Consider the following 15,852-nt stretch of genomic DNA (forward strand, 5'->3'; position numbering starts at 1 on the left):
TGCGAACAACTCACGGGCGAGCTGATCTTTTTCGGCCGCCCGGCCAACCTCCCCACCCCCTCAGCCGTCTGGGGAGGTGATCGTTTCCGTTCTTCGAAAGGACTTTCTGTGCGTCGTCTCACTGGGGGAGGCTTCGTGCGCGGCTTGGTGGTCGCGCTCGGGGTCTCGCTGGCCGTACCCGCGGTGGCTTCGGCCTCGGCCGACAGCGTTCCCACACCGCGGCTGAGCTGGACCGACTGCCAGGACGGGTTCCAGTGCGCCACCGCTTCGGTGCCGCTCGACTACGACCGTCCGGCCGGCGCGAAGATCGACCTCGCGCTCATCAAGGAACCCGCCACCGATCCCGCGCACAAGATCGGCACGCTGTTCGTCAACTTCGGCGGCCCGGGCGCGTCCGGCCTGCAGCGGCTGCGCGAGCGCGGCAAGTGGCCGTGGCTGTTCTCCGACCAGCTGCGCGCCCGATTCGACGTCGTGTCGTGGGACCCGCGCGGCATCGGCGCCAGCACCGCCGTGCGCTGCTTCGACACCCTCGCCGAGCAGGAGTCGTTCTTCGGGTCTTTCCCGGAAATGCCCGGCGACCCGAGCGGCAACGCGGCCTTCTACGCCAAGTCCAAGGAGCTGGCCGACCGCTGTTCGGCCAAGGCGGGCCCGATCCTCGAGCACGTCTCGACGGCCAACACCGCGCGGGACCTGGAGATGCTGCGCCGCGCCGTCGGCGACCCGAAGCTGACCTACCACGGGATTTCCTACGGCACCCAGCTCGGTGCCACGTACGCGAACCTGTTCCCGGACCGGATCCGCGCGATGGTCTTCGACGGCACCATGGACTTCGCGGGCAACGCGACCGGCCACGACGGTGCGGGCAAGACCGTCCCGCTGGACACCCGCCAGGACGTCGCCACCGGGATTTCGCAGACGTTCGACCAGTTCCTGCGCCTGTGCACCGAAGCGGGCCCGAACTGCGCGTTCTCTTCCGGCGACTCGAAGGCGAAGTGGGCGGCGCTGACCGCACGCGCGAAGCAGGCACCGATCACTGTGGACGGTGCGACGTGGACGTACTCGGGCATCATCAACGCGGCCGCCGACCTGTCGGACTCGCGGGGCTGGCCGGACATCGCTTCGCTGCTGCAGCGCCTTTATGACGCGCCGAGCACGGCGGCGGCCGCGTTCAAGGCGGGCGAGCCGTACACCTCGAACCGGACCGAGGCGTTCAACGCCATCCAGTGCTCCGACAGCGACGTCCCGACCGACCCGGCGATCTACAGCCGGTACGCCGAATCCGAGGACCAGCGCGTCCCGTACTTCGGCCGGATCGGTGTGCTGGACATGATGAGCTGCGCGTTCTGGCAGGCGAAGGACACCGACCGGTTCACCGGCCCGTGGAACCGCCCGACGTCGGCGGAGATCCTGGTGCTCAACAACCGGTACGACCCGTCGACGCCGCTGGCCGGGGCCCGGGACGGCGCCGCGGAACTGGCGCGCGCCCGGGTGTTCGTGACCGAGGGGTACGGGCACTCGTCGATGTACGTGCCGAGCACGTGCACCGAGCAGGTCAAGCGGGACTACCTGATTTCGGGGACGTTCCCGGCCGCTGGCAAGACCTGCGCGGTCGACGCGAGCCCGTTCGCGGGCTGAGGCGGGCGGGCCTCGCCGGCGACGGTGAGGCCCGCTGCCACGAACGCGTCGCGCGGGTGCTGCACCGAGGCCAGCGACAGGATGTCGCGGCCGAACAGCGCCTGCGTCAGCCACACCGCGAGCACGCGGACCTTGCGTTCCCAGGTCGGCACGGCGAGCACGTGGTAGCCGCGGTGCATCAGCCACGCCGCCAGTCCGGTGATCACCAGCCGCCGGTACTGGAAGATCCCGCGGCCCAGCCCGAGCGTCGCGATCGCGCCGAGGCTGTGGTGGACGTAGTCGCGGGGTTCCCGGCCACGCAGCACCGCGATGATGTTGCGCGCCAGCAGCTTTCCCTGCCGGTAGGCGTGCTGGGCGTTGGGCACGGTCCGCGCGCCCGGCACGGGCGAGGCGAGGTCGGGCACGGCGGCGTCGTCCCCGGCGGCCCAGGCGTCCGCGACGCCCTCGACCCGCAGATCCGGCCGGACGACGACGTAACCACGCTCGTCGACGGGGAGGTCGGTGTGCCGGCCGATGACGGGGTTGGCGCCGTTGCCCGCGGTCCAGACGATCAGCCCGGCGTCGAACTCTTCGCCGGTCGAAAGCACTACGTGGCCGTCCTGCGCCGACGTCACCAGCGTGTCCAGGTGGACGTGCGCGCCCCGCCGCGTCAGCTCCCGCACGACCCAGCGTCCCGGCCGGTCGGTGACCTCGGGCAGGATGCGGCCCGACGCCTCGACCAGGTGGAAGCGCAGTTCGTCGCGGTGCAGTTCCGGGTAGCGCTTCAGCAGCGCCGTCGCGAGCGACAGCAGTTCGCCGAAGCCCTCGACGCCCGAGAAGCCACCGCCGACGAAGGCGACGGTGAGCAGCTTCCGCCGTTCCGGCCCGGCCGGCAGCGCGGCGGCCCGGTCGAACGAGGTCAGCAGCCGGTCCCGGATCGCGACGGCCTCTTCGACGTGCTTGAGCCCGATCGCCTGCTCGGCGATGCCCGGCACGGGCAGGGTCCGGGTGACGGCCCCGGCGGTGACGACGATGGTGTCGTAGCCGAGTTCGAAGGGCTCGCCGTCGGCGGGCCGCACCCTGACCGCGTGGTGCGCGTGGTCGATGGCGGTGACCTTCCCGGCGATGACCCGGGTCCGCCGCAGGTGCCGCCGCAGCGCCACGGCGGCGTGCCGCGCCTCGACCGACCCGGCGACGACCTCGGGCAGGAACGGCTGGTAGGTCAGGTAGGGCCGGGGGTCGACGAGGGTGACTTCGGCCTCGCCGCGCCGCAGCTTCTTTTCCAGCTTCCACGCGGTGTAGAAGCCCGCGTACCCGCCGCCGACGATCAGGATCCGGCGCATCTCGTCCTCTTTTCTCGCTCACCCCAAGGACGAGGTGGTGGCGGCGGACGTGACCGCGATCCGCGTCACAACGGATGCGAGGGCAGGCCGATCGTGGGCCAGGTGGTCGGCGTGGTCGTGCCGAGCACGTCCCGCCGTCCACGACGGCCGGTCAGTGCCTGGCCGCGCTCGGCGACGTTCGAGGCTCGGGGGAGAACCAGCGGGCCGATGGGGTCCTCCGGCGGGGTGTTTTCGTCCATGGCGGGTACACGCCTGGCGACCCCGATCGGTTGAGCCCGGCTTGACACGGGGCCCTGCCGTCTCGCACTATGCGAACAAGTGTTCGATGATTCTGGGTTCGCCTGTGGCTTCCTCACGCGGGTGTCTCCGGTGCGAGTACGTGGTGCTGGAGGTGGGTGGCGTGGCGGTGCCGGAGGCGCTGGCGGGGATCCCGGGGGTCCGCACGGCGGCGCAGCTGGGCGAGCCGGACCCGGCCGGGCAGCTGCCGGTGCTGCCCGCGCTGGCCCACCTCCTGCCCGGCGGCGTCCTGCGCCGCGGCACCACGGTGTCGGTGCGCGGCGCGACGTCACTGGTACTGGCCCTGCTCGCGGCGGCGACCCGCGACGGCTCCTGGGCGGCGGTCACCGGCCTGCCGGAGCTGGGCCTGGCCGCGGCCGCGGAACTCGGCGTCGACCTGGAGCGCGTCGCACTGGTGCCGCACCCCGGCGCGGAGTCGGTGGCCGTCGTGTCGGCGCTGGTGGACGGCTTCGACCTGGTGGTCCTCGGCCGCTCGCTGACGGGCAGCGTGCGCCCGCAGCTGGCCCGGCGCCTGGCCGGCCGAGTCCGCAACCGCGGCTCGGTCCTGCTGACGGCCGGCTCGTGGCCGGACGCGGACCTGGAGCTGACCGTGTCGGACCGCCGCTGGCACGGCTTGAGCGCGGACGGCCACGGCCACCTGAGGTACCGCGAAGTCCTGGCGACAAGCCGAGGCCGCGGCGCGGCGGCCCGCCCCCGTTCGGTACCGATGCACCTGCCCGGCCCGGGCGGCGAGCTGGAGACGGCGGCGAGACCCGACGCCCCGGTTTTCCCCGCGCGCGTGGGGTGAGTGTCCGTGTGGTGGCGGGCGTTGTCATGCCCTGGTGAGTTGCCGGCTCGGTGTTCGGCAGGGCGGCTGGGCGAGCCCCCGCCCAGCGCTCGGCAGTCCGGTCCAAAGGTCTTGAATGAGTCATTCAGGACCTCCGAGGACCTGAATGACTCATTCAAGACGCTCGTCCTCGCCGCCATGCTGTCAACGAACCTCGGACGCGCGACACCGGCCACTGAAGGCCTCCGATGACCGACGCGCCCCGGCTCCTGGTCCTCTGGTGCCCGGACTGGCCGGTCGTCGCCGCCGGAGCAGCCGCCGGTACTCCGCCCACCTCTCCCGCTGCCGTCTTCTCCGCCAACCGGGTCGTCGCCTGCTCCGCGGCCGCGCGCGGCAGCGGGGTCGGGCGGGGGATGCGCCGGCGGGATGCGCAGTCCCGCTGTCCCGGGCTCGTCGTGCACCAGCACGACCCGGACCGTGACGCGCGGCTCTTCGAACCCGTCGCCGCCGCCGTCGAGAGCCAGGCCGTCGGGGTCGAGGTCGTCCGGCCCGGGCTCGTGGCCGTGCCCGTCAACGGCGCCGCCGGGTACTTCGGTGGGGAAGCCGCGCTCGCCGAGCTGCTCATCGACGAAGTCGCCGCGCGGGCCGGGGTCGAGTGCCAGGTCGGGATCGCCGACGGGCTCTTCGCCGCGACCCTCGCCGCCCGCCGGTCGGCGCTCGTGCCGCGCGGGGAGGCCGAAAAGTTCCTCGCGCCGCTCGCGATCACCGAGCTGGACCAGCCGGGCGACGATCGCGGCGAGCTGGTCGCGGTGCTGCGACGGCTCGGGCTGCGCACCCTCGGCGCGTTCGCCGCGCTCGCCGAACGGGACGTCGCGGGCCGGTTTCCGAAGGACGCCATCACCGCCCACCGGCTCGCGCGCGGTCTGTCCGAGCGCCCGCCCCTGCGCCGCGCGCTGCCGCCGGACCTGTCGGTCACCGAGACCTTCGAGCACCCGCTCGCCCGGATCGACGAAGCCGCGTTCGTCGCGAAGACGCTCGGCGAACGCTTCTTCGCCGGGCTCGCCCGCCACGGCCTCGCCTGCACCCGGCTGGCCGTCGTCGCGATCACCGAAGCCGGGGAGGAACGCGTCCGCGTCTGGCGCTGCGCCGAACCGCTGACCGCCCGCGCGACGGCCGACCGTGTGCGCTGGCAGTGCGAAGGCTGGCTCAACGCCCGCGACCGGCCCACCGCCGGCATCGTCCGGCTGCGCCTCGACCCCGAAGAAGTCGTCGGCGGGCAGGCACTGCAGCTGCAGTTCGGTTCGCTGGGCCGCGCCGCCGACGCCGCCGAGCGCGCCGGCCGCGCCCTGGTCCGCATCCAGGGCCTGCTGGGCCCGGACGCGGTCGTCACCCCCCTCCTCGACGGCGGCCGCGGCCCGGCCGAGCGCGTCCGCCTCGTCCCGTGGGGCGAACCCCGCACCCCGGCCACGGCCGACCAGCCTTGGCCGGGCCGCCTCCCCGCCCCCTCACCCACGCACGTGCCACCCCACCCACCCCCGGCAACGGTCCTGGACGCGACAGGTACCCCGGTCCGCTGCACCGAGCGCGGCGAACTGAGCCGGCCCCTGGCAACGGTCACCGTCACCGACGGCCCCCACCCCGTCCTCGGCTCGGCGGGCCCCTGGATCGTCCACCACCGCGGCGCCCGCCTCGCCCGCGTCCAGGTGATCCTGGAAACCGACGACGGCGACGTCGCCCTGCTGCTCAAGGTCACGATCGGCGATGATCCACAATGGACAATCGAGGGCTGTTACGACTAGTGTCGCGCGTCCGATGTTCGTCGACAGCGGCCCGGCGTGCGCCCCAATGTGGCGTTGGTTGCGTCTGACGCACCGAACGCCACATTGGGTGCGCTGGACGCACCGAACGCCACATTGGGGTGCTCGTCCCGAGCGTCAACCAACTTTCGACGCGTGACACCAGTTCCGTTCGCCGGTTCGGGTCACAAGTGGCCGCTCGGCGAGCGGAGAACCCGTCGCTTGGTGATCATGCTCCGGTGCCCTGCCACCCGTCCACGGAGGACGTCCGATGACATTCGCCCTTCCCGAACAGCTCCGCCGCGACCGGCCGGCAGGGCTGGACACTGTGCGGGCCGCGATCGCGGACCTCACCTCCGGCCGGCCGGTGGTCGTGGTCGACGACGAGGACCGGGAGAACGAGGGTGACCTGGTCATGGCGGCCGAGCACGCGACGCCGCACGCGCTCGCCTTCTACATGCGGCACACCAGCGGCCTGATCTGCGCGCCGATGCCGCCGGAGATCGCCGACCGGTTGCGCCTGGGGCCGATGGTGGCGGACAACGAAGACCCCGCCGGCACGGCGTACACGGTGTCCGTGGACGCGGCCGACGGCATCGAGTCCGGGATTTCGGCGGCCGACCGCGCCCGCACGCTGCGGGTGCTCGCGGATCCCGCGACGACGGCCGGCCTGGTGCGCCGGCCCGGGCACGTCTTCCCGCTGCGCGCGAGAGCGGGTGGCCTCGCCGAGCGGCGCGGCCACACCGAGGCCGCGGTGGAGCTCATGCGCCTGTGCGGCCTCGCGCCCGTCGCGGTGATCAGCGAGGTGTGCAACGAAGACGGGAGCGTCGCCCGGCTGCCCGAGCTGCGGGCGTTCGCCGACCGGCACTGGCTGAAGGTCGTCTCCATCGAGCAGATCTCCGCGTTCGGCTGATGCTCGCCGCGACCGTCTTCGACCTCGACGAAACCCTGGCCGACAGTGCCGGGGCCTGGAACCGCGTCCTCGGCGCCGTCGCGGCCCGCCACGGCCACGCGTGGACGAACCGGGACTGGGCAGCGATCCAGGGCACCAGCACCGGCTACTGGGGCGCCTACCTCGCCGGCCGCTGCCCGGATCTCACGCCGGAGGACGCCGTGGCCGGGTGCGTCGACGGCATGGTCGCCGAGATCGGCCGCGGCGGGTGCGGGCCGCTGCCGGGGGCGGCCCGCCTCGTCGCCACGGCCGCCGGGCTCGGCCGGGTCGGCCTGGCGTCGGCGTCGCCGCGGCGCTACGTCGAAGCGGCGGCCACGGCGTTCGGGTTCACCCCCTGGCTCGACGCGCTGGTGACGGGCGAGGACGTCTCGCGCGGCAAGCCCGCGCCGGACCCGTACCTGCTCGCCGCGCGGCGCCTCGGCGTGGCCCCGGCGCGCTGCGTCGCGGTCGAGGACTCCGGGTCCGGCATCCGCTCGGCCCACGCCGCCGGGATGGTCGTGCTCGCCGTTCCCAACGCCGCGACCGCGCTCGACCTCGACGTGCTGCGCCTCGCCGACCACCAGGCGGCCGACACGCACATCGCCGCGAAAACCCTGTCTTCCCTTGCCTGGCGCGCCGTCGTGTGACGACGGCGACTCCGCCACGGTCCACAGTTGACACCTCGCCCCCACCGGCTCAGGATCGACCCCGGTAGTCGAACTCGTGTTCGAACGGTATTCGCTGGCTTCCCCTCAGTGAACTTTCCTTGTGGGAGCTGGCTTTGGCGTTCAACAACCCCGGCGTGCCGTGGTCCGAAGTGGAACGGATCGCTTCCGGGCGGCCGCCCGTGCCCGGGGACGGCAATGATGCCCCGGCGTGGTCGCGCAAGCGCGAAGGGTACGGCGGGGCGCCGGCCGATCTGCGGGCGCGGCGGCGGCGTGACGACGCCGGGGACCGGATCCGCGCGCCCTACGCCGAGCTGCACGTGCACTCCAACTTCAGCTTCCTCGACGGCGCGAGCCACCCCGAGACCCTCGTCGAGGAGGCCGCGCGGCTGGAGCTGGACGCGCTCGTGCTCACCGATCACGACGGCGTCTACGGTGCCGTCCGCTTCAACGACGCCGCCCGGGAGCTCGGGGTGCGCGTCGGGTTCGGGGCCGAGCTTTCGCTCGATCTGCCCGCGCCGCAAGCCGGTGAACCGGACCCGAAGGGGACGCACCTGCTGGTGATCGCCCGGCAGCAGGACGGGTACCACCGGCTGTGCCGCGTCATCTCGCGCGCCCAGCTCGCCGGTGGGGCGAAGGGGCGGCCCGTTTACGACTTCGACGAGCTGGCCGACGAGCTGGCCGGGCACGTCGTCGTGCTCACCGGCTGCCGGAAGGGCGCGGTCCGGCAGGCGCTCGCCCGCAACGGGGCCGCCGCCGCGTACGCCGAGCTCGCGCGGCTCGTCGACCGGTTCGGGCGGCAGCACGTCGCCGTCGAGCTGATCGACCACCGGCTGCCGCTCGACGACGCGGCCAACGACCTGCTCGACGGGATGGCGCGGGAGCTGCGGCTGCCGACCGTCGTGTCCAACAACGTGCACTACGCCCGGCCCGAAGACGCCGTCGTGGCGGACATGGTCGCCGCGGTGCGGGCGCGCCGGTCGGCCGAGGACCTCGAGGGGTGGCGGCCGCCGTCGGGGCAGGCGTTCCTGCGGTCGGGGATGGAGCAGCGGCGCCGGTTCGAGCGGCGCTACCCCGGCGCCGTCGGGCGGGCCGCCGTGCTCGGCGTCGAAGTGGCGTTCGACCTGCGGCTGGTCGCCCCCGACCTGCCGCCGTTCCCGGTGCCGCCCGGGCACGACGAGATGTCCTACCTGCGTGAGCTGACGCGCGCGGGCGCGGCGGAGCGCTACGGCCCGCGCGAGGCGAACCCCAAGGCCTACGCCCAGCTCGACCACGAGCTCGCCGTCATCGAGGACCTCGGCTTCCCCGGCTACTTCCTCGTCGTCTGGGACATCGTCCGGTTCTGCAAGGAGGCGAACATCCTTTGCCAGGGCCGGGGTTCGGCCGCGAACTCCGCGGTCTGCTACGCGCTCGGGATCTGCCACGCCGACCCGGTCAAGTGGAACCTGCTGTTCGAGCGCTTCCTCGCCCCGGAACGCGACGGGCCGCCGGACATCGACATCGACATCGAGTCCGACCGGCGCGAGGAAGCCATCCAGTACGTCTACGCCAAGCACGGCCGCTTCCACGCCGCGCAGGTCGCCAACGTCATCACCTACCGGGCGCCCTCGGCTATCCGCGACGCCGCCAAGGCGCTCGGGCACAGCCCCGGGCAGCAGGACGCCTTCAGCAAGCTGGTCGATCGCTGGGGCGGGGTCGCCGCCACCAAGCAGCAGACGGACGGCACGATCCCGGCCGACGTCCTCGACCTGGCCGCGCGGATCGAGGACTTCCCGCGCCACCTCGGCATCCACTCCGGTGGCATGGTGCTGTCGAAGCAGCCGGTGTCCGAAGTGGTCCCGGTCGAGTGGGCGGCCATGGCCGATCGCAGCGTGCTGCAGTGGGACAAGGACGACTGCGCCGCCGCCGGGCTGGTCAAGTTCGACCTGCTCGGCCTCGGCATGCTTTCCGCGCTGCACTACACGATCGACCTCGTCGCCGAGCACCACGGATCCACAGTGGACCTCGGAAAACTCGACCTGGCCGATCCGGCCGTCTACGACATGCTCTGCGAAGCCGACGCGATCGGCGTCTTCCAGGTCGAATCCCGGGCCCAGCTGGCCACCCTGCCGCGGCTGCGGCCGCGGGAGTTCTACGACCTCGTCGTCGAAGTCGCGCTGATCCGGCCCGGCCCGATCCAAGGTGGCTCGGTGCACCCCTACATCCGGCGCCGCCGCAGCGAGGAGCGGTGGCAGCACGCGCACCCGCTGCTGGCGTCCAGTTTGGACCGCACGCTCGGCGTTCCCCTGTTCCAGGAACAGGTGATGCAGATGGCGGTCGACGTCGCTTCGTTCACCCCGGCGGAAGCCGACAAGCTGCGCCGGGCCATGGGCGCCAAGCGGTCGAGCGCGAAGATGAAAGCACTGATGGCGCGGTTCTTCGCGGGGTGTGAAGCCAACGGGATCGACCGCGAGCTCGCCGCCCGGATCTTCGAGCAGATCCACGCCTTTTCCGGCTACGGCTTCCCCGAAGCGCACTCGATGTCGTTCGCGCTGCTGGTGTACGCGAGCGCGTGGGTCAAGCGCTACTACCCGGCCGCGTTCTGCGCCGGGCTGCTGCGCGCGCAGCCGATGGGCTTCTACAGCCCGCAATCGCTGGTCGCCGACGCCCGCCGGCACGGCGTCCACGTCCGCGAACCGGACATCAACGCCAGTCTCGTCCACGCCACGCTCGAACCCGACCCGGAAAGCACCGGCGGCGTCGCGCTGCGCCTCGGCCTCGCCAGGGTGCGCCACCTCGGCGACGAGCCGGCCGCGGCGATCGTCGCCGAGCGTGAGGCCGGCGGGCCGTACGACGGCGTCGGCGAGCTCACCCGCCGCGTCCGGCTGAAGAAGAACGCCGTCGAAGCCCTCGCCACCGCGGGCGCGTTCGGCGGCGACCGGCGGCAGGACCTGTGGGCCGCCGGCGCGGCGGCGGCCACCCGGCCCGGGCACCTGCCCGGTCTCGCGCCGGGGCTCGACGCGCCCGCGCTGCCGGGCCTGACGCGGCTGGAGATCACCGCCGCGGACCTCTGGGCCACCGGGGTTTCCCCGGACAGCCACCCGGTGGAGTACCTGCGCGAGCTGCTCGACGCGCGTGGCGCGATCACCACCGCCGAGCTCGCGCGCGTGCGGGACGGCACCCGGGTCTGGGTCGGCGGCGCGGTCACCCACCGCCAGCGCCCCGCGACCGCGGGCGGCATCACCTTCCTCAACCTCGAGGACGAAACGGGCATGGCGAACGTCCTCGTTTCGCCGGGACTGTGGCGACGGCAGCGGCTGGTCGCCCGCACCAGCGCCGCGCTGCTGGTCCGCGGGCGCGCCCAAGCGGCCGAAGGGGTCGTCACGCTCGTCGCCGACCGGCTCGAAAGCGTCGATCTCTCGATGCGCGCGGGGCCGTCACGGGACTTTCGTTGACTTGCGGGCCGCGCGGTGGTTCTCTCTCTGAGAGCGCTCTCAGCCATCCGTTCGCGCCCGACGAGAGGATGGACTTCCCATGACAGCACGACGTCTGCGCTGGGCAGCGTGGCCGGTGATCGCGGTGCTCGCCGCGGCGGTGCCCGCCGCCGAAGCCGCCGAACCACCCGGAGCGACGGTCACCGTCGACGTCCGGGCGGGACTGGCGACCGTGCCGGACACCGGGATCGGCGTCAACCACGCGGTGTGGGACAGCCAGCTGGGGACCGACGCCGTTGCCGATCTGCTCGGCGGCGCCGGTGTGCGGATGCTGCGGTACCCCGGCGGGTCCTACGGCGACATCTACCACTGGAAGGACAACACCGCGCCCGGTGGTTACGTCGCGCCCGGCACCGATTTCGACACCTTCATGGGCGGCGTCCGGCGGACCGGCGCCCAGCCGATCGTCATCGCGAACTACGGCACCGGCTCGCCGCAGGAGGCGGCGGACTGGGTGCGGTACGCCAACGTCGAAAAGGGTTACGGCGTCAAGTACTGGGAGATCGGCAACGAGAACTACGGCAACGGCCACTACGGGTCCGCCTGGGAAGCCGACGACCACGCCGACAAGAGCCCGGCCGCGTATGCGAACGAAGTCGTGGCCTACGCCGACGCGATGAAGGCCGCCGATCCCGCGGTGAAGATCGGCGCGGTGCTGACCACCCCGGCGAACTGGCCGGACGGCATCGTCGGCGAGGGCGACACCGGGACGTGGAACCAGACCGTGCTGTCGATCGCCGGCCCGCACGTCGACTTCGTGATCCTGCACTGGTACCCCGGCGGCTCGACGGCCGCGGAGGCGCTCACGAAGACCGAGCAGGTGGGCGACATGATCTACCTGGCCCGCGAGCAGATCGCGCGGTACGCGGGCCGTCCGCTGGGCATCGCGATGACCGAGACGAACACGCCGGTGGGCATGAACACCCAGCCCGGCGCGCTGTTCGCCGCCGACGCCTACAGCGCGTTGCTCGCCAACGGAGTGTTCACAGTGGACTGGTGGAACACGCACAACGGGGGGACCAAACTGTCCACTGTGGCCGGTTACCCGGACTACGCCGACTTCGGGCTGCTGTCCAGTGCGACCTGTCTCGCGGACGGCTGCGAACCGGCGTTCAACACCCCGTTCGCGCCCTACTACGGGTTGAAGGTGCTGAGCGGTTTCGCGCGTCCCGGCGACCAGTTCGTCCGGGCGGGTGCGGACGACCCGCTCGTCAGCGCGCACGCCGTCCGCCGTGCGAACGGTGACTTGGCGGTGCTGCTGATCAACAAGGATCCCGACGCGGCGCGCGCGGTGACGCTCGACTACACCGGTTACACGCCGGCCGCGGGCACGCCGCAGGTGTCGACGTTCACCAACGGGGCGACGTCGATCGCCACCGCCCCTTCGGGTTCGGCCGGCGCGCAGACGCTGCCGCCGTATTCGCTGACGACGGTGGTCCTGCACCCGGTTGCTCCCTCGGCCGGTCCGGGCGCACCGGGTCAGCCGACCGGCACGGCGACCGACCGCACGGCGACGATCACCTGGCCCGCGGCGACCCCGGCCGGCCACCCGATCGCGAAGTACGAGGTGTACGCGGGCGGCCAGCTGTGGGGCGAGACGGCCGCGACGTCGTTCACGGCCCGAAACCTGGTGCCGGGCAGCCGGTACCAGGTGAACGTGCTGGCCCGCGACACGGCGGGCAACGTGTCATGGGCGTCCCCGCCGGTGACGGTGACGACGGGCGCGCCCGCCGCGAGCAGCTGCACGGTCCGGCTGACGGACGTGAACGACTGGGCGAGCGGCTTCGTGGGCGGCATCCACGTGACGGCGGCGGACGTGACAGGCGACTGGACGCTGGCGTTCACCTGGCCCACCGCGCGGCAGCGGGTGACGAGCGGCTGGAACGGAACGTGGACCCAGACGGGCAGCACGGTGACGGTGACGTCGGCGGCCGCGGTGACGTCGGGAACCGATGTGGGGTTCGTGGCGGACTACGGCGGGCCGAACATCCTGCCGGTGGCGTTCACGCTCAACGGAACCCTTTGCTCGGTGGCGTGACGATCCTGCGGTCAGTCCGCGTTCGCCAGGTGGGCGAGGGCTGACCGCAGCGCCCGCCGCGTCTTGCCGTCCAAGCCTTCCAGCAACCCGTCCTCCACCACCCGGATCGCGTCCCGCGCCGCCGCGTGGCGCCGGAGGCCGAGGGGGGTCAGGCGGACGACCCGGGCCCGGCGGTCCGCGGGGTCCGGGTCGCGGCTGACCAGTCCCTCCGCGACCAAGCCGTCCAGCAACGCGATCAGCCGCGTCTTGTCGTAGTGGATCTGCTGCGCCAGGACCAGCTGGCTCGGCGCCGATCCGCGGGCCAGTGCCGACAGCACCACGTACTGCCACATCGAGAGCCCGTGCCCGGCCAGCACGGGCTGCTCGGCCTCGGCCAGGCGGCGGCCCGCCCACGCGCAGAGGGCTCCGAGATCGTCGTCCTCGTTCACCGGCCGGATTTTACGCGTGGACAAATGATACGCAGCTGCGTACGGTTTACGTCATGACAGTATTCCGGCCGGGCCGTGCCGAAACGCGCACGACCTCCATCGCCGCTTCACCCGAACGTGTCCTCGGCTACCTGGCCGACGCGCGCCACCTGCCCGAATGGGCGCCGGGGTTCGCGCCCGCCGTCGAACATGACCACGACGACATCTGGCGCGTCCCGGCCGAGGACGGGCCGCGGCTGGTCGCGGTCAAGGTCGCGCGGGAGCACGGGGTCGTCGACTTCGTCAGCGCCGAAGCGCCGAACCTCGGCCTGTTCACCCGCGTCGTGCCCAATCTGACCGGCGCCGAGCTGATCTTCAGCCTGTTCTTCCCCGAGGACGCCGACCCGGCCGCGGTCGAGGCGCAGCTGGCGGTCCTCGACGAGGAGCTGCGGACCGTGCGAGAGCGCGTCGAACGTTAGGGCACCCGGCGGAACGCGGGCGGCAGCCGCAGCTCGGTGACCTCGCCGTCGGCGTCCACCGCGACGTCCAGGGTGCCGCCCGCCAGCGGAAGTCCCTCCACCCGCAGGGCCCCGACCGGACTGGGCCGGGGTGGGGAGAGGGTCACCGTGCCCGCCGGGACGTCGACGTCCAGGCCGAGGAACGCGATCAGCAGGCTGACCGCGGCCGCCGCCGACCAGGCTTGGGGGCGGCACGACGCCGGGTACGCGAGCGGGGTGGACGTCTCCGCGAGACCGTAGCCCGCGAACAGCTCCGGCAGCCGGTAGCCGAACGCCGGTGCGGCCGAAAGCAGTTGCGCGCCAAGGGAAGCCGCATGGTCTGACTGGCCGGAGCGCTGGAGCCCGCGGACGACGATCGCCGTGTCGTGGGGCCAGATCGAGCCGCAGTGGTAGCTCAACGGCGAATAGCCGCCCGCCGACGCGCTCATCGTGCGCAGGCCGAATCCCGGCGCCAGGACGGGATCCAGCAGCAGGGCCCCGAGGGAAGCGCTTTCGGCGTCGGACAGCAGCCCGGTGCCGAGCAGGTGCCCGATGTTGCTGGTCAGGGTGTCCACCGGCCGCTTGTCGCCGTCCAGGGCCAGCGCCGGGTGGTGACCGTCCGGAGTGGACACCCAGAACTTCTCCCGGAACCGCGTGCGCAGCGCGGCGGCCCACTCGGAAAGACCGGGCGCGGGCTCGCCCAACGCGGTCAGCAGCGAAGCCGCGCGCACGGCCGCTTCGTGCTGGTACGCCTGGACTTCGGCCAGCGCGATCGGTGGTTTGGCCTGTTCGCCGCCGAAGAAGCGGACGGCGTCGCCGGAGTCCTTCCAGCCCTGGTTGGCCAGGCCGCGGCCGCTTTCGTCGCGGTACTCGGCGAACCCGTCGCCGTCGGAGTCGGCGGCGCCGGTGATCCACTCGAGGGCGAACCGCAGCGTCGGCAGCAGGTCGCGGACCTCGTCCTCGGGCAGGCCCCAGCGCCAGGCGTCGTGCAGCAGGCAGACCCACAACGCGGTCGCGTCGACCGTCCCGTAGTACTCGGCGGGCAGCGACGCGTCGTGGGTTTCGATCGGGTCCCGGCGCCGCTCGTGCAGGATCTTGCCCGGCGCTTCGCCGGTCGCCGGGTCGTGCCGGGTGCCCTGGGCGCGGGCGAGCGTCCGGAGCGTCCCGCCCGCGAGTTCCACCGAGAGCGGCAACGCGAGCCGCGCGGCCCACAGGCTGTCGCGGCCGAACAGCGTGAGGAACCACGGCGCGCCGGCGCCGGCGAACGCGTCGCCGGGGTGGTCGCGTTCGGCGAGCAGGAGCCCATCGAGGTCGTCGAGCGCGCGGTCCAGCAGCGCGGTGAACCGGCGGTCGTCGGCGCGCACCCGCGGGCGCGGCAACCCGGGGCCGCCCGGTGTGAACAGCGCCCGCTCGTCGGAAACCCGCAGTGACCAGCGCAGGGTGGCCGTCCCTTCGACGGTCCAGCGCAGCCGGAGCCGCGGCCCGTCGACGACGATTTCGGCGCCCTCGGCCGTCACTTCGGAGACCGCCGAGGACGCTGCCCACCGGCTGCCCGCGGGCGTGACGGGGGAGCGCTGCCGTCCCGACTTGATCTCGTCGATCGGCGCGAAATCGGCCGCCAGCACCACTTCCACGACGTGACGCCGGCTCGCGGCGGCCGTCGAGACCAGCGAAAGCTCCTCGGTCATCCCGGCCGCGGTGACCGTGCGGTCGCGCCGCAGCCAGACGGTCGGGTCGGGGCCGGGGTCGCCGAGCCGGCGCAGCAGCCCGGTGAACCGGGCCCGGCCGGCGGCCGGCTCGTCGCCGCCGATGGCCTCGGGTTCGTCGCCGTCCACCGTCACGACGGCTTCGCTGAGCAGCCGGAGGTCGCCGTGCAGGAGTCCTTGCGTGCCGCCGCGGATCTGCCCGTCCCGGCCGGACAGGACGACGGTCGGCGCGCGCAGGGCGATCGCGAGGTCGTGGAGCAGGGGTTGGAGGTCGGCCATGGCTACGATTGGATCGATCAAACGAAGGAATGTCAACTGG

12 protein-coding genes are annotated in these 15,852 nt (G+C 72.9%); 8 read left to right on the plus strand and 4 right to left on the minus strand.

The features are described 5' to 3' along the window. Positions 1 to 135: 135 nt before the first annotated feature. Complete coding sequence (locus H4696_RS44190) at positions 136 to 1,635, plus strand: alpha/beta hydrolase (RefSeq protein WP_086863209.1); 1,500 nt, start codon at positions 136 to 138, stop codon at positions 1,633 to 1,635. On the opposite strand, the gene H4696_RS44195 is transcribed toward H4696_RS44190, so the two are convergent. Next, the gene (locus tag H4696_RS44195) at positions 1,563 to 2,957 is read right to left on the minus strand and encodes an NAD(P)/FAD-dependent oxidoreductase (RefSeq protein WP_086863208.1); all 1,395 of its coding nucleotides are present in this window, start codon (positions 2,955 to 2,957) and stop codon (positions 1,563 to 1,565) included. The two genes, H4696_RS44190 and H4696_RS44195, sit on opposite strands and share 73 nt — an antisense overlap. 65 nt (positions 2,958 to 3,022) lie before the next feature. Continuing rightward, on the minus strand, positions 3,023 to 3,196 hold the full coding sequence (locus H4696_RS44200; RefSeq protein WP_158104382.1) for a hypothetical protein: 174 nt from the start codon (positions 3,194 to 3,196) through the stop codon (positions 3,023 to 3,025). Between the two features lie 161 nt (positions 3,197 to 3,357). Here H4696_RS44200 and H4696_RS44205 point away from each other — a divergent pair, with 161 nt between their 5' ends. The 6 genes from H4696_RS44205 (at position 3,358) to H4696_RS44230 (ending at position 12,923) form a co-directional block, all read left to right on the plus strand. After that, a complete protein-coding gene (locus H4696_RS44205; protein WP_086863220.1) occupies positions 3,358 to 4,041 on the plus strand; it encodes a hypothetical protein in 684 nt (227 codons plus the stop codon). Positions 4,042 to 4,268: 227 nt separating this feature from the next. Continuing rightward, positions 4,269 to 5,819 carry a DNA polymerase Y family protein gene (locus H4696_RS44210; protein ID WP_192782870.1) on the plus strand — a complete coding sequence of 517 codons (1,551 nt, stop codon included), beginning with the start codon at positions 4,269 to 4,271 and terminating at the stop codon, positions 5,817 to 5,819. 268 nt (positions 5,820 to 6,087) lie between these two features. Further along, complete coding sequence (ribB, locus tag H4696_RS44215) at positions 6,088 to 6,729, plus strand: 3,4-dihydroxy-2-butanone-4-phosphate synthase (RefSeq protein ID WP_086863583.1); 642 nt, start codon at positions 6,088 to 6,090, stop codon at positions 6,727 to 6,729. Then, the gene (locus H4696_RS44220) at positions 6,729 to 7,394 is read left to right on the plus strand and encodes an HAD family hydrolase (protein ID WP_086863584.1); all 666 of its coding nucleotides are present in this window, start codon (positions 6,729 to 6,731) and stop codon (positions 7,392 to 7,394) included. The genes ribB and H4696_RS44220 overlap by 1 nt, the downstream gene beginning before the upstream one ends. Positions 7,395 to 7,528: 134 nt before the next feature. After that, on the plus strand, positions 7,529 to 10,846 hold the full coding sequence (locus H4696_RS44225) for an error-prone DNA polymerase (protein ID WP_086863585.1): 3,318 nt from the start codon (positions 7,529 to 7,531) through the stop codon (positions 10,844 to 10,846). 79 nt (positions 10,847 to 10,925) lie between these two features. Then, on the plus strand, positions 10,926 to 12,923 hold the full coding sequence (locus H4696_RS44230) for a cellulose binding domain-containing protein (RefSeq protein WP_192782871.1): 1,998 nt from the start codon (positions 10,926 to 10,928) through the stop codon (positions 12,921 to 12,923). Positions 12,924 to 12,934: 11 nt separating this feature from the next. On the opposite strand, the gene H4696_RS44235 is transcribed toward H4696_RS44230, so the two are convergent. Further along, positions 12,935 to 13,351 carry a MarR family winged helix-turn-helix transcriptional regulator gene (locus H4696_RS44235; RefSeq protein WP_086863587.1) on the minus strand — a complete coding sequence of 139 codons (417 nt, stop codon included), beginning with the start codon at positions 13,349 to 13,351 and terminating at the stop codon, positions 12,935 to 12,937. Between the two features lie 53 nt (positions 13,352 to 13,404). Here H4696_RS44235 and H4696_RS44240 point away from each other — a divergent pair, with 53 nt between their 5' ends. Further along, positions 13,405 to 13,809: a hypothetical protein gene (locus tag H4696_RS44240; RefSeq protein ID WP_086863588.1), complete on the plus strand. Its 405-nt coding sequence runs from the start codon at positions 13,405 to 13,407 to the stop codon at positions 13,807 to 13,809. On the opposite strand, the gene H4696_RS44245 is transcribed toward H4696_RS44240, so the two are convergent. Beyond that, positions 13,806 to 15,812: a glycogen debranching N-terminal domain-containing protein gene (locus H4696_RS44245; RefSeq protein ID WP_086863589.1), complete on the minus strand. Its 2,007-nt coding sequence runs from the start codon at positions 15,810 to 15,812 to the stop codon at positions 13,806 to 13,808. The two genes, H4696_RS44240 and H4696_RS44245, sit on opposite strands and share 4 nt — an antisense overlap. Between the last annotated feature and the right edge of the window lie 40 nt (positions 15,813 to 15,852).

The sequence above is a fragment of the Amycolatopsis lexingtonensis genome, assembly GCF_014873755.1.
Classification (GTDB): domain Bacteria; phylum Actinomycetota; class Actinomycetes; order Mycobacteriales; family Pseudonocardiaceae; genus Amycolatopsis; species Amycolatopsis lexingtonensis.

What these genes read in the sequence shown, in the direction of transcription:
- H4696_RS44200 (WP_158104382.1), bottom strand. Translation starts at nt 3,196, where the DNA reads ATGGACGAAAACACCCCGCCGGAGGACCCCATCGGCCCGCTGGTTCTC.
- H4696_RS44240 (WP_086863588.1), top strand. Translation starts at nt 13,405, where the DNA reads ATGACAGTATTCCGGCCGGGCCGTGCCGAAACGCGCACGACCTCCATC.
- H4696_RS44245 (WP_086863589.1), bottom strand. Translation starts at nt 15,812, where the DNA reads ATGGCCGACCTCCAACCCCTGCTCCACGACCTCGCGATCGCCCTGCGC.
- H4696_RS44220 (WP_086863584.1), top strand. Translation starts at nt 6,729, where the DNA reads ATGCTCGCCGCGACCGTCTTCGACCTCGACGAAACCCTGGCCGACAGT.
- H4696_RS44195 (WP_086863208.1), bottom strand. Translation starts at nt 2,957, where the DNA reads ATGCGCCGGATCCTGATCGTCGGCGGCGGGTACGCGGGCTTCTACACC.
- H4696_RS44230 (WP_192782871.1), top strand. Translation starts at nt 10,926, where the DNA reads ATGACAGCACGACGTCTGCGCTGGGCAGCGTGGCCGGTGATCGCGGTG.
- H4696_RS44210 (WP_192782870.1), top strand. Translation starts at nt 4,269, where the DNA reads ATGACCGACGCGCCCCGGCTCCTGGTCCTCTGGTGCCCGGACTGGCCG.
- ribB (WP_086863583.1), top strand. Translation starts at nt 6,088, where the DNA reads ATGACATTCGCCCTTCCCGAACAGCTCCGCCGCGACCGGCCGGCAGGG.